The 13,769-nt window shown below is 57.5% G+C and carries 13 protein-coding genes; 1 reads left to right on the top strand and 12 read right to left on the bottom strand.

All coding sequences use genetic code 11. From position 1 onward, the window contains the following. Window positions 1-350 precede the first annotated feature (350 nt). From CHC01_RS22875 to CHC01_RS22840, 8 genes are all read right to left on the bottom strand, one after another. Entirely contained in the window at window positions 351-1,130 is a 780-nt protein-coding gene (locus CHC01_RS22875) for a helix-turn-helix transcriptional regulator (RefSeq protein WP_141137151.1), read from the bottom strand. Window positions 1,131-1,333: 203 nt separating this feature from the next. Then, the gene (locus CHC01_RS22870) at window positions 1,334-2,608 is read right to left on the bottom strand and encodes a polysaccharide biosynthesis/export family protein (RefSeq protein ID WP_089266615.1); all 1,275 of its coding nucleotides are present in this window, start codon (window positions 2,606-2,608) and stop codon (window positions 1,334-1,336) included. After that, window positions 2,586-3,755 (bottom strand): hypothetical protein, encoded by a 1,170-nt coding sequence (locus CHC01_RS22865; RefSeq protein ID WP_244558489.1) that lies wholly within the window; start codon window positions 3,753-3,755, stop codon window positions 2,586-2,588. The genes CHC01_RS22870 and CHC01_RS22865 overlap by 23 nt, the downstream gene beginning before the upstream one ends. 119 nt (window positions 3,756-3,874) lie before the next feature. Beyond that, on the bottom strand, window positions 3,875-4,882 hold the full coding sequence (locus tag CHC01_RS22860) for an SDR family NAD(P)-dependent oxidoreductase (protein WP_089266613.1): 1,008 nt from the start codon (window positions 4,880-4,882) through the stop codon (window positions 3,875-3,877). Window positions 4,883-4,887: 5 nt separating this feature from the next. Beyond that, entirely contained in the window at window positions 4,888-5,544 is a 657-nt protein-coding gene (locus tag CHC01_RS22855; protein ID WP_244558488.1) for a sugar transferase, read from the bottom strand. A gap of 50 nt (window positions 5,545-5,594) precedes the next feature. After that, a complete protein-coding gene (locus CHC01_RS22850) occupies window positions 5,595-6,731 on the bottom strand; it encodes a DegT/DnrJ/EryC1/StrS family aminotransferase (RefSeq protein ID WP_089266610.1) in 1,137 nt (378 codons plus the stop codon). A 76-nt stretch (window positions 6,732-6,807) separates the two neighbouring features. Further along, window positions 6,808-7,530 (bottom strand): sugar phosphate nucleotidyltransferase, encoded by a 723-nt coding sequence (locus CHC01_RS22845; RefSeq protein ID WP_089266608.1) that lies wholly within the window; start codon window positions 7,528-7,530, stop codon window positions 6,808-6,810. A 541-nt stretch (window positions 7,531-8,071) separates the two neighbouring features. Further along, window positions 8,072-8,872, bottom strand: coding sequence for a LuxR C-terminal-related transcriptional regulator (locus tag CHC01_RS22840; RefSeq protein WP_244558487.1), 801 nt, complete (start codon window positions 8,870-8,872; stop codon window positions 8,072-8,074). A 643-nt stretch (window positions 8,873-9,515) separates the two neighbouring features. On the opposite strand from CHC01_RS22840, the gene CHC01_RS22835 reads away from it, so the two are divergent. After that, window positions 9,516-10,199 carry a LuxR C-terminal-related transcriptional regulator gene (locus tag CHC01_RS22835; RefSeq protein WP_089266606.1) on the top strand — a complete coding sequence of 228 codons (684 nt, stop codon included), beginning with the start codon at window positions 9,516-9,518 and terminating at the stop codon, window positions 10,197-10,199. Here the strand turns inward: CHC01_RS22835 and CHC01_RS32015 are convergent. From CHC01_RS32015 to CHC01_RS22820, 4 genes are all read right to left on the bottom strand, one after another. Next, on the bottom strand, window positions 10,135-10,506 hold the full coding sequence (locus CHC01_RS32015; RefSeq protein WP_141137150.1) for an AraC family transcriptional regulator: 372 nt from the start codon (window positions 10,504-10,506) through the stop codon (window positions 10,135-10,137). The genes CHC01_RS22835 and CHC01_RS32015 overlap by 65 nt on opposite strands. A gap of 79 nt (window positions 10,507-10,585) precedes the next feature. Continuing rightward, on the bottom strand, window positions 10,586-11,497 hold the full coding sequence (locus CHC01_RS22830; protein WP_089266604.1) for a flagellin: 912 nt from the start codon (window positions 11,495-11,497) through the stop codon (window positions 10,586-10,588). 14 nt (window positions 11,498-11,511) lie between these two features. Continuing rightward, a complete protein-coding gene (flgK, locus tag CHC01_RS22825) occupies window positions 11,512-13,281 on the bottom strand; it encodes a flagellar hook-associated protein FlgK (RefSeq protein ID WP_089266602.1) in 1,770 nt (589 codons plus the stop codon). Between the two features lie 27 nt (window positions 13,282-13,308). Beyond that, the gene (locus CHC01_RS22820; protein WP_089266600.1) at window positions 13,309-13,767 is read right to left on the bottom strand and encodes a flagellar protein FlgN; all 459 of its coding nucleotides are present in this window, start codon (window positions 13,765-13,767) and stop codon (window positions 13,309-13,311) included. Window positions 13,768-13,769: the final 2 nt, after the last annotated feature.

The raw sequence follows: 13,769 nt of genomic DNA, 5'->3' as shown, positions 1-13,769 counted from the left end.
ATCGGAATGCAGCTCAGTCGATCCGGAGAATCGGCTACAGATGAATTTCGACGTCCTCGCGTATGAGCGGACGGTGTGAGCTTACGAGGCGATCACAAAGTGTCTTCATTCGTTCGAATGACGGCCGCGTCGGAAGTATTCGGCGATCCTGAAGAATTGAGACATCGACACGACGAGGATTACTCCGAAGCGCGTTTGGCATGATGTACGCAAGCCGAAGCGTCGCGTCGTCAGATCCAGAATCAGTTCAAACGTCGGAGCAAAGCAGGCCTGTCGGCGACCCGTTTCACTTGCCGCTGTGTTTGTGCCCGGATGAACAAGGAGGCTCGCCTGGGTGCCTATCGTCAGACTCAATTACCGGGAGAAGGCAGGACGGCGACACGCCCGAGTAATGCAACCAGTTCCGCCTGCCGCCGTGTCTGTGTCTTGACGAACAGGGAGGCCAGGTGTGAGCGGATCGTCGTCCGGCTCAGCCGTCGGGCGCGAGCAATATCAAGCAAATTATGGCCGCGCGCCAATTCGACTGCAAGCTGGGTTTCCGCGGCTGTGAAGCCGAACAAACACCGGAGCGCTTGGGGCGTCGGCTCTGGATGAGCGTCGAGATCGAGCAGAATGATGGTGCTGGTTTCATCCGTCCAAACATTGACCATCTGGCTTACAAGGCTGGTGACGCCCTCCTTGAAGGAAGTCGCGAGCCATGATGTCGAGCCAACGGGAATTTGGGCTCCCGCGCGGTTCACCAGCTGCTTGACGGCGCCGTAGAGCGTTTCAGGGCTGGTGGTGAGGTTGCATTCGCGTTCCAATATCGCACGTCCGATTGCACTCACGTCAAGCACACAGCCACGCTTGAGCAGAACTTGCCCGCAGCCAATACGCGCCAAAACCGCGTGTAGGACGTCACGTTGTTCGCCAAGGTCGGGCTTCTTGCCTGGATCAGCGTCTGGCCGGATAGCGGGAGCACGATTCGAAATGTTGAAGATGGATTCCCTGCAGGGATGAAGCGATGCAATTGCGCCGGGCAATGTGGCACTCTGGTTCAAATTCAACATGTCGTCATTCCCTTCGCCTACTACTTCAATCGAATGACAAGGATTGATCGGAGGGAAAGCATTCCAATTTCGATGAGCCATGTAAATGTTCAAATTGGGGTAACCCGACTGCACATTTGGCTGAGGCAGTCTACTATTCGTGGGGCCCCTAGCGGTCTGAGTGACATGGAGGGAATGTCGGTTGGAAAAGCGATGCGCGCCTCAGCGCGCAGTTTTGTGCAGGCGTCCGGCCAGAGGTCGTAAGCGCGGTATCCTTTGTGGGTACCCCCGCTTGTGCCAATGGCTCAGTTAGATGCGCTGGCTACTCCCGAAGGGCGCAGCGCAACTTCGACCACATCTCCCGGCTCTACATCGAAATCAACTGATGCGACGATCCTGTTCCACTGCTGGCCGACCTTTCGTGCGATCGTTACCTCTGCTCGGAGATCGCTGGTTCCGACAGGTAGTGCTCCCGCACCGCCGACAGGCTGCAATTTTTGACTCAACGCCTGCAATTTAACCCGCAAGTCCGCCATGCGAACGGTTGAATCCTTCAACTCGCGCAACAGATTGATGGTTCGTAGATTGGCGACCCGCTCGATCTGGCGCACGAAGTCGTCGCGCTGACGTTGCAGCCGCATGACTTCGACCATCGTCTGAAGACGCCTTGTCGACGACAACAGAAGAGCGCGTCGGCTTTCCGTAACACGGGGGCTTGGCAATGATCCTGCACCAAACAACTTGGCTACCCGATCCAGCTCATCCTCATCGGCCTGAACACCCTTTTCCTCACCGTCCTGCTGCTTCCTGAGGGTTACGAGCTGAGCCTCCGATTGTTTGACTGCATCCTCCAGAAAGCTTCGTTCCTTGCGATAGTCGATTTGCGCGGTCTTTAGCGACGCCGCCTCGGATTGCATGATCGACTCGATGACGGAGGCCGGCAAAGATACTTCGCTGGGTATCTTCTGATCGAAGCTGTCATTGCCCTGAAGTTCCGCATTGGTGCGGATCACGTGGATATACTCTTTGATGTACTCGGTCGACAAAGATTGGTAATCGCGCAACAGATCCGCCGGATCGATAGCACCGACCTGACCGCGAGAACGCAACAGGCTAAAGCCACCGGCGACCGCAACGGCTTGGCGTACAGTCATGGACGCGCGATACACCAACTGTCCGGGCGTGAGAACATCGCCAGTGACGTAGATCGGTCGATATTCCACGACGCTCGTGATCACGTCCCCCGGCTTGATGACGAGCGCCTGCTCGCGCCCATCCGGTGAGCGCTGACGCAGAATCCTGGACTGCAGCAGCGTCTCCATGCGGGTCTGAAGTTCCGACGGGGTCAGACCAGCAACCGGCACCGTACCGACCCCGGGAAGAGCAATGGTGCCGTCAATCTGGATCTGAGCTCTATTGCGCTGTTCAGGCGCTCCACCGACCGACACCTCGACAGTATCGCCCGGCGCGAGGCTGTATTGAGCTCCAAGGCAAGCGTCGCTGCCCGCCAAGACAACGATTCCTGCCCAGAAGCTGATGGAGACATAGCCGAAAGTCTTACTGCGCCTGTTGCCCTTCATGACGATCTCCTTGCGCTAAGTCGTTTCCGCTGTCTCGATCAGCCCAGTCGATGCGGGAAACAAAATCAAATACCGGCCCGCCTCGTTGCCCCCAGTTGCTCGACCAGATGACTTGCGATCCATCAGGAGAAGGTGAGCCATGCGTTTCGCTCCAATAGTCATACGGAGCATTGCGCGTATGCGCGATACGTCGAAATTCGCCACTGCCATCGATTTTAAGTGCGATAACTTCCTGAGCGAACGGGGCCACTTTCTTACCGCCGGCGGGAGCGAGCGCGGCGCCGGCATAACTCATGAAGACCCAGCCGGGACGGCGTATCGCTCGCATCGATGCATGCTGAGCTTCTCCATAGGGAGCGAGCGCCGTGACCTGTCCGTCTTGGAGTCTCCGTTTGATGACCTGATACTTGTCGGGCGCCGACTTACTGATGCCGACATAAACTTCATCACCGCCGGCATCGACGGTCATGTCGCCGTGGCCGGGCCGGTGATGCTCTGTCCAGCTCTGCAGGAGATCACCCTCAATGCTGAAGACAAATGCTTGATCTGTGAAGTCAATGAGAGACTGCTGGCAGAATATGTACTTGCCCAGCGGCGAGATTCCGCAATAGCTATTTTTGCCGGGAATTCGCGCCAGCTCAATATCAGGAAATTTCCGGCGATCCGAAAGATCCATCGCAAATGCGACAAGCGTGCCCTGCTGGCCGATGGCGCGCACCACGATACGGTTGCCGTCCCATGAGGGATTGCCCTTGTAGGGACCGAATTGAAGCTCGCGATATGCTTCAGTCTCAAGAATTACATCTTCGGCGTTGCTTCGCGGCGACCATCGCGAAATGCGGCGCCCGGCGACACAAATCATGAGCTCTGGATCTTGCGGATGCCATTCGCATTCACCCCCGCGCTGTCGCCGGAACAGTGGAGCATAGGTGTGCCCATCAAGAAAGCACAAGCCATTGCAGCCGTTGACAATCAAAAGCAGGCTCTGGTCGGCGTTCCACGCCTGCGCACTCGAATAGCGATGGGTGCAATAGGAACGCTTGCAAACCATGCCGTTTCCCATCGGACTTTCAGGCGTGGTCACACGAACCAAGGTCGTACCGAGAGACGCATCGACGACTGGCGCGAGATAGCCAGGCAAATCCATGGCGGGCGCCGGGAGGAATTGGGCGTTTGCGAGCGATTCCGTTGAGGCGGGTCTTGAGGAAGCGAGCAAGACAAGAGCGCCACAGCACAGGAGAGCTCGGGCATAACCCAGCCGGGCCATCATGTGATGAAATCCCTCTGCCGCCGGACTTGCTTTCCCGAAAGGCGATGACGCCACCAGTCAACTGTCCGCTCCAACCCTTCCCGCAGCGTGACCTGCGGTGACCATCCCGTTGCATGGACGAAGCGGGTGCAATCAGCGAGCAACGCTCGCACTTCCGAATTTGTCGGTCGCAGACGCTTCTCATCCTGAAGCACAGGCTTTTCGCTGGAAGTAAGATCGACGATGACATCAATCAGGTCGCGGATCATGATCGCCCGCTGACTACCTGCGTTATATGGCTGGCCGTATTCGATGCCCTCGGCCAGTCCGGCAGCCATGAACGCGGCCGCGGTATCTGCAACGAATGTAAGGTCACGTACGGTCGTTGCATCCCCGATCATGATCGCGGGGCAAGAGGGATCGAGCGCTTGCCGTATAATGGCGGCGATAATCGCCCTTTCGCTCTGTCGTGGCCCAAACGTGTTGAATGGTCTGAGAATGACGACTGGTACGCCGAACGATTTCGCAAAAGCCCCTGCCATCATGTCCGCGGCTATTTTGGAGGCGGAATACGGCGATTGTCCCTGCAGCGGATGAGTTTCATCGATCGGCATTGTTATGGCTGTGCCGTAGACCTCGCTGGTCGACGTGTGAATGACCCGCTCGGTGCCGCACTGCCGCGCGGCCTCGAGCACATTCAAGGTGCCGAGCACGTTTGTTTCGACATAGGATTGCGCAGCGACGTAGGAATAGGGGATCGCGATCAGTGCCGCGAGATGAAAGACGATTTCGTGGCCGGGTACGAGACGACCGACGAAAGCCGCATCGCGGATGTCGCCGCGAACCAGGTTGACTTTCTTTCGGGTCGAATCCGGAAGGTCGTCCAGCCAACCATGGCTATCGAAGGAATTGTACTGGGCAAGAGCGGTAACGTTGGCCCCTGCCGAAACAAGCGCTTCGGTCAGGTGCGAGCCAATGAAACCGTCGGCTCCCGTGACGAGAATTCTGGCACCAAGGTAATTCATGGCCGTCAATGTCCGGTTTGTTGTTTAGATTCTTTCGATTGATTCTTCCGCGTGTATTCGGTCCACGATCCCACCGCGATTGCCCAGGCCGCACGAACAATCCAGCCGAGATCAGAAGCCAGTGTTCGGCGCGGGAAATAAGCGAGATCGATTTTCGCCTTGGTCGGGAACAGAACTTGTCGATAGAAATCCACAGCCGCAACGTCAGCGGGATAGAGCTTGCTTTCATGTCGAAACATGACCTGGCACGGACCAACAAGACCGGGCTTGTGGTCGAGAAGCTTCTCGAAGCCACCGTGAAAGCAGTCGAAGAATGCGAGCGATTCAGGCCGCGGTCCCACGAGCGCCATGTCGCCGCGCAAAACGTTCCAGAGTTGCGGTAACTCGTCCAGCTTGCTCGCGGCAAGGATGCGGCCAATCCTAGTCAGGCGGCCGTCTCCCTCCATTGTGAGCGGACATCCATGCCGGTCGCAATCCGGCCTGAACTTGCGAAATTTATACATGCGGAATGGTCGTCCATTTTGCCCGAGACGAAGTTGCGAGAACAGAATCGGCCTTCCGCCTTCGATCCAGACAGCAAGTGCTACAACCAGGAAGAGAGGAGCGAGAGTGGCTGTCGCAGCACCGGCAAACAGAATATCAAGGGCGCGCCGCAAGCCCACCTGCGTAACAGGAGTTGACGCCAGGAGCTGGTTCGCTGCCCCGCGCACGGCTACGCGATTGCCCCTAATGGAAACTCCGTGCCAAGTGCGGCGGCAAGAGAATTCACTACCTGTTCCACGTCGGCCGGGTTCATCCGGGGGTGCAGCGGCAGCGTGAGCTCCCGTTGGGCAAACTCCTCGGTGCGCGGCAAGAATGTATCGGGATAGAGTTCTCTGTAGAATGTCAGGTGGTGGACGGCGGGATAGTGAATCGTAGTCTGTATGCCGCGCTTGCGTAGCCGATCGATCACAGGCTGCCGATCGGTTGCCGTCGGCAGGACGACCGGCATCAGATGGTGCGCCGATGGCCAAGGATTCGCGAAGGGTATCATCACCGCTGGGCAATGCTCCGCCATCAACTGACGATAGCACAGTGACAGGCGTCGCCTGGTGTCGTTCCATTCCGGAAGTTTCTTGAGTTGGGCAAGGCCAACGGCAGCGCGCAAATCGTCCATACGATAGTTGAATCCGAGGATCGTAACATCGTAATCGGGACGACGACTGGTAAGGCGCTGTCGCGTGCTGCTTGTCATGCCATGAGACCGTGCTCGCTTGATGGTTTCCCTCAAAGCGCGGCTGCGGGCGATAATGGCGCCGCCCTCGGCGGTCGTCATGTTCTTGTTGCCGTAAAAGCTGAATGCTGCCGCCTCGCCATAGGTCCCCACTGCGGGCAGTCCGGGCGCATGAGCTGCATCCTCGATCAGGAGCAGGCCCTTGCGACGAGCGAAAGACTGCCAAGTGTCGCGATGCGCGAGGTAACCGGCGAAATGGACGAGAATAATCGCTTTTGTTCTCGATGTGCACTTGGCTTCAGCATCATCCAGCGACATCAACGGAATCTCGGCCGAATCGATATCGACGAAGACGGGGCGCGCTCCCACATAGAGAACGCTATTGGCCGTGGCGACGAAGGTCAGCGATGGAACGAGAACTTCGTCGCCAGGCCCAATGCCGAGCGCGTGCAGGATGAGGTGGAGGGCTGCCGTGCACGAGCCGACGGCGATCGAATCCTCGGCCTCATGAAGATGAGCAAACGCTTGTTCGAACTCCCGGACCCGGTCTCCCATCGTAACCCAGCCGCTCTCGATGACAGAAGCTAGGGCTGTTTGCTCGTCCGGACCCAGGACTGGCTCTGATACCAATAGCATGTGTTCATCTCCAATCCCGGATTCAGCGATACGTTTGAGATTGCACGAGCAGCAGCCGTAACATGCAGTGTCTTCGTCAGGCCGCGACGGTTGCCACGAATGCCGGGGGCGACTGCTCGTCCCATGCAATATCCTGAGCCTTGAGGAAGTCGTCCACCCGCCCGATGTCGAGCCACATGCCGTTGTGCTTGAATACGTTCACGGGTATTTCCTCTTCCAGCATCTGGGCCATCAGATCGTCGAAGCCGAATGGAACACCTGACGGAATGCGGTCCAGCACCGAGGGATCCATGCAGTAGATGCCCATACTCACGAGATGCGACAGTTCGGGCTTCTCGCGGAATCCGGTAACGCAACCGCCCGTCTCGTCGATCACGCCAAAGTCCATCTTGGTAGGACGTGTGGCGGTGGCGATGGTGAGGGGACCTTGGTGTCGGCGATGACAGCTCACGAACTGACTGAGGTTCAGGTCCGTGAGCACATCGCCGTTGAGGACCAGAAACGGAGTGTCGAGTTGTTCTCGCAAAAGTGACAGCGGGCCCATCGTTCCAAGCGGTTCCACTTCCTGCGTGTAAACGATCTGCATGTTCCACTGATTGCCGTCGCCGCAAACGCTGCGAATAAGGTGGCCCAGATATCCAGTCGTGATGAAGACTTCTCTGATCCCGTTACGTCTAAGCCATTTGAGCAGGAGTTCGAGGACGGGCCGCGATCCGATCGGCATAAGCGGTTTCGGCAAGATGGATGTATGCGGACGCAAGCGCATTCCCTTTCCGCCGCATTGGATGACAGCCTTCATATTATCCTCCTGTGTTACTGAAGCGCGCAATCGTTCATCATATCAACGCGACAGCCCGACCTGGCGCTGATGGCCGAACCGGAATGCCATTGACGAGAAAACTAGACGCTGACTATCCACGCGTCTTCGTGCGTTTGCATGAGATGTCGGAATGATAGTTGGATTGCACGCGAGCACTGTATTGCGGCGGCAAAGCTGCAGCTCGCAGTGGTGCATGATGGGACGAGACAGACCGAACCGGACTTCGGCTGCATTGCTGGCGTGCGATATCGCGAGGCCCGATTGACATCGCCGCGCTTGGAATGAAGACGATATCGCAACGAACCGGCCTTTCAGCAAGCCTGTTAGAAACTGACGGCCGACATCCGTCACGCACGCGAGCGACATCGCACTAACCGTCGCCGAAGATCGGTGGAATAATTTATTGAATCGCATCGCGAGGACACGCGCGATCGACAGCGCACGTATCTATGCTCGATCGTTCACCGGCATGAGCACAACTATCCCACAGCCATCGAGCGGCGCGACCAACAATCGCTGACTATTTGCCAATTCGTGCCGTGCCGCAAATCTTTCCGTTGATGCCCTTACGGATCAGACCGTCGATGCGCGAGACCTCAATATGATTTGGCTCGTGGTTGATCACACCCAGCGGCACTGACGTCTCGTTTTTCTTGATCTCGGAGATCATCGCAACGGGATTTGAAAGCCGACCGTTCGAATCGCCAGCTAAAGGCGGAGAGTTGCTGTTTGCCGGTTCTGCCAGTGATCCGTTGTTCATCCCCCAAATCGCTGCCTGTGTCCGATTCTGGACTCGGAGCTTGCGAAGGATCGCCTTGACGTGGACTTTTACAGTTGCCTCGGCGATATGGATCGTTCGCGCGATGCTTTTGTTGGAGGCGCCTTCAATTAGGCAGTGCAAAATTGATTTTTCCCGCGGAGACAGCTGCGGCGTGGTCATATCTTCTGTCGCGATAAGAATCGCCTGCGTCTTGTTTTGGTCGCGCGACCCCGTCTCGCCTGGGTGACTGCCTTCGGGAGCAAGAACAGATGATAGAAATTCCGGAGGAAAGATCGTTTCACCCATCATTATCAGTTCGATGGATTTTATGAATACATCGCAGGTCATAACGTTGACAAAGTAGCCGTTGGCACCTGCCCGAAACGCAGAAGAAAGTTCGTCCATTCGATAATGATCGGCCACGATCGCAATGCGCCCGCCCGGATGGTAGTCCCTGAAAAGTTCGATTTGTTCAATCGCGGCGTCAAAATCATCGCCAGTGTGAGCAATAAGAAGCAGAGGCTGGTGTGCTTGCGGTTGACCCGGGAGCAAATCATCCACGCTTGATACTGAGGCTAGGATACGAAAATTTGCTGAGCGTAAAATCCTGGCAAGACCTTCTCTGAGTAAAGTATTTTTCCCAACGAGAATTGTAAAAAAAGATTGTTGCCTCCGCATCGCGACCCTCCCAACCATACGCAAACTGATTTAAAAAAAACGGAGCGATTGAAATTCGGCTCCTTCTTGGTGATCTGTCGGCGGTTAAGCGCCGCTTCTTCGGCAGAAATTTTGGCATTGGAATATTTTCAGTCGGCAAGAAACTCTGTCTTTTTAGAAGCATTTCGTCGTCGAATTGAAGAAGCCTCCCTTCTCGTTTGAGACGATTTTATGAATGTTAGATGCGAATTCCCGATCTCCCTATATACCTTTAGTTATAGGCGATGGGCCGGTACTGAGGGATGTCGTTCATAATAGTAAACGGGGGAATCACTGCAGACTCGGTACCGGGAGTGCGTGCTTCGTCATACGGGGCATCTATCCTTGAGTGACAATTTCAGGTACGTCCACCCAAAGTTGTTACGTGTTTTCTTTGTTGCGTTGCGATGTAGCGTAACGAATTTGAGCCTCCAGAAAATTAGGCTAAGAAGGGAATATCCGGGGTCGCGTGGAGTTTAAGTTTTGGGGGCTAGGCTGAGGACCGCCCATGCGTTGCACCAGTGTCGTGATCGCAGACCGCCATCCTGTGGTTCTGCAAGGTTTGACGAGCGTGCTTGAAGCGCAAAACGGCTTCAAGATTGTCGCGTGCTGCAGCACTGGCCCGAGCTGTATCGAAGCGCTTCGAAATTTAACGCCGGACATCGCCATTATAGACATCGAAATGCCGGGCCTGACCGGGCTGGAAATCGTTGCCATCGCCAACTCCGAGGGGCTTTCAACGCGGGTCGTCTTTTTCACCGCTGTCGTTGAAGATCGCCAACTGGCTTTATCGGCCGCTGCTGGCGCCTACGGTGTCATCCTGAAGGACATGCCGCTCGAACCCCTGGTGCAGTCCTTGCGGGAGATCGCGGCTGGCCAAAGGCTATTGCCGCTTCCCGCGGTCAATCACGTTATACCTTCCGAACAGAAGAGTATCGCGATCACGGAGAGTGTTCTGGCGGTGCTGACAGAGCGCGAGCGTCAGATCATGCGCCTGGTCTCTGAAGGGTTGTCGAACAAGGAAATTGGGCGGCGGCTGAATATTGCTGACGGCACCATCAAGCAACATCTCCATCACATCTATCAGAAGCTTGAAATCAACAACCGGACAGTGCTTGCGGCGCTTGCTATATCCCACAATGAACGTGGGGGCTTTCTTGAGGATCGGGCTCTGTCGGTTCATTGTGATTGAGCGTCTGCAGTCGCACTGCCGGCCCGTGTGCCACTTCCACGCTGATACAGGCGATTGGCAGTCCTGATCGGCGACATTCACCTTGCCGCCAGCGCGGAGGCCGAAAGGACCCTGATGTGCGCTTTACCACCCTGCCCGACATCGGTGGGCCTTCTTCAGCAAATCGCTGAGGAACCTGCATTGCTGGTCGCGCGGCGCCATGCCCCCGCGGCAATCCGGTCGCAGCGGAAAAGATGCGAGTGAAGTGGCTTTGATCGGCAAAGCCATAAGCCTGTGCAACATCGGCCAACAGGATATCGATCTTCATCAGAAGATTTCGAGCCAACTCGACGTGCTGGGGCAGGATAACTTAGAAAGACGCATTTAGGATCGCGCTCGTGTCCAAATCACCGCAGATAGCTCGCCAGGTTCAGGCTCTGAACCTTGGCAATCACGGCGTAGGATGCCGTAAGCTGGGCCTGATAGGTCGACAGTTTGGCGGTGACCGCTGCAACGTCGACACTGGTGAGATCGTTGCCGAGCGTCTGCGCATAGGATTGATACTCGGTTTGGTAGGCGCTGGCCCGCTCGATTGATGCCGACGCGTTGGATATCCGCGTTTGCACCACACCAAGCTTGTCGATGGAATCGACCGCCAGATCGAGCGCCTCATTGAGCGTGTCGGTCGAAAGCGGCGAATTGCTCGCTACCAGATTCATGGCCCGCATGATCTGCTCGAAAGCGGTGTTGTCCGCCGTGACGCCGTAAGAGACCGTCTGGTTGTCCGAGACGCGTACAGCGCCGGGCTGGCTGTCGCCCTGATAGTAGTTGGTATCTGCGGTGGACGGCGACGATGCTGCGGCATAGGTCGCACTCGATATATCCACCGGCGCGGTTTTGGTGGCAGAACCGCCGAACAGATAGCCGCCGTTGTATTGCGTGTTGAGCAGCGACGCCATCTGCTCCAGCATGTTCTTCGCGGTCTCTGTCACGCTCGCTGCGTCCGTGCTCGAAGCGCTCGATGCGCTGGTCAGCAAGGTCCGGAACTGCGTCACCAGATCGGACACCGAATTGACGGCCGAATACATCACCTGGATCTTGCTGTTGGTCAGCGTGGCGGCATCGATATAGGACTGCGCCCGGGTGACCGAAACCTGCAGATTAAGCACCTGCTGCACCGATGACCCCAACCCGCCGAAATCCGACGAGATCAGACCCGAAGCCTCCTGGATCTGCTGATTGGCCATGGTGCTTTGCGTGCGCAAAGCGGATGCAATCATCTGGTCGTTGATCGCAAAGGTGGCAACGCGCATCTGCATCAAGTCGGCTCCCGTCAGCTCGCGCTCTGCACGGCGGTTATCAGTGACGAGAACATCTCGTTGATGACCTGCATGAGCTGCGACGCGGCCGTATACTGATTCTGCAATGTGCTGATCTTCGCGGTTTCTTCGTCGAGATTGACGCCCGACTGCGACGCCAGCGCATTGGCAAATGACGATTGTGCCGTCGACTTGGACGTATAGGTCGTGGCCGCGAGCGTCGCCTTCGACGCGACATTGGCGATGACCGTGGCCGCGTAATCCGCAAACGAACCGGTCGACGAGCCGAGCCCACCAGACGCGCCAAAGGTACGGGAATCCGTGAGCGCCGAGTAGATCGCATCGACCACATCGGTCGCGCCGGCGGGCAGTACCTTGGTGCCCGTCGTCAGCGTTGCCGATGCATCGAGGGTCGAGACGGCGAACAAACCTGAATTGGCAAGGATGTCGCTGCGCACGGCGATGGTGGATGCCCCGGTTCCGGTCACGAGGTCATTGAGGCCGAGATAGTCGGACAGGCCGATTCCGCTGCTGCCGACGGCACTCGTCATCTCATTGATGGCGACCCCGTTGCTGCTGCTGGAGCTGGCGATCACTACCTTCCCGCTGGCATTGATCGATGCGCTGAGGCCGGAAATGCCATTGATGGCCGAGACCAGGTCGCCCACCGTCGCATAGGTCGACAGATCGAGATCGGCATAGGACACCAGACTTCCCGACTGGTCGGCAACGGCAATGCGGACCGTGCCGGTCGCATCCAGCGCAGTCGCCGCCGTGACCATCGTGGTGCCGGTCAGCGTTGTTGGCGGCGGCAACGACGTGCCCTGATTGCTTGCGGCATTCAGGGTGTCTGCCAGCGTATTGGCAAGCTGGTCGAGCTGCGACTGCGCTGCGGGCAAGACGCTATCGCGCAGGCTGAGCAAAGAGCCGATTTCGCCAGATGTGATCTGCGTAGTGACATCGACGCCGTTGACGGAAATGCCGCTGAGCCCGCTGGACGAACCGGCCGAGTAGCTGGCATTAGCCGTAACGGATGATGCCGCCGTGAAGCTGAGCAGATGCGCGCTGTTGTCCACGAGCGTCTGGCCTGACGCCGTATAAACCTGCATATCCCCCGTCGATGAAATGAAATAGCTGACATTCATCTTCGACGCGACGGTCTGCAGCGCGACATTGCGCTGATCCTCGAGATCGCCCGTCGATTGGCCAGCGGCCGCCGCCTGTTTGATCTGGGCGTTCAAACTGGCGATGGCCTGCAGGCTGGCATTGACCTGATCGACATCGGAGGAAATCGCGGCATCGGCAGTGCCGCGCAGTTGCTGAATTCCCGAGGACGTCTCGCGCAATTGCGATGCGAGGTTGTCAAGCAGGCTTACGACATTGGCTTGCAGCGAGGCACTGCTGGTCGTGCCGGCGAGCGACGATATGGCGGATTCCAGCGATGCCAGCGTGTTCGCGATCGAAGTTCCGGTGTCCTCCGCCCCGGTCGTGCTGCCATAGAGCGCCTGGAGCCGGTTGAGATAGTCGTTGTTGGTGTTGGCTGCGCCGAGTTCCGAGGTTGCAGAGATCAGGGACTTGAACAGCAATTTGTCGACGCTGCTGGTGATCCCGATGATCGACACGCCGGTCCCGGCGCCGCCACTGGTGGTCGCGACCTGATTGGCGGTCTTGACCGTGTAGCCGGTGGTGTCAGCATTCGAAATATTCGACGAGGCGACGCTGATCTGGACCTGACTGGCCATCAGGCTACTGACGGCGATGCTGCGGGCTATCTCCAGCGACACGGCGGCGACCTCATATTACGGCTTGGTTCAGATCCGCACGTTGCGTGCGTAGGATGCCGACTGCGCATTGATGCGACCATTGGCGCCGTAGGGCGCGCTGTCGGATATCTGCTCCCGAATCGCGGCCATCACGGCGTCGATGCGGCGCTGGCTGGCCTCGATCGCGGCGCGCAGGCGGGTAACATTCTCGTCCATCGCGACGCTGAGCTGTTCGAGCCGGGTGAGTACCCGCCCCTGCAACTGGCGATCGGAAGTGCCAAGCAACATGTTCTTGCGACCTACTTCCTTGACCCAGGCCTCGAACAGCTCCGAAAGCTCCAACTTGATCGCCGTGTGCTGCGACTGCGAGGCCGGCAGCCCCATCGCCAGAGCGATATTCTCTTCGGCGACGACGTCGATCAGGCGTTCGATCAGCTCGACCAGATCCTCGAGGCGGGATCCGTCATCGGCGCTCGCGGGCTGCAGCGGCGGGCTTCGGGTCATCATAT

The sequence above is a fragment of the Tardiphaga sp. OK246 genome (assembly GCF_900188215.1).
Classification (GTDB): Bacteria; Pseudomonadota; Alphaproteobacteria; order Rhizobiales; family Xanthobacteraceae; genus Tardiphaga; species Tardiphaga robiniae.
This window is presented reverse-complemented; position numbering and strand designations above follow the sequence as displayed.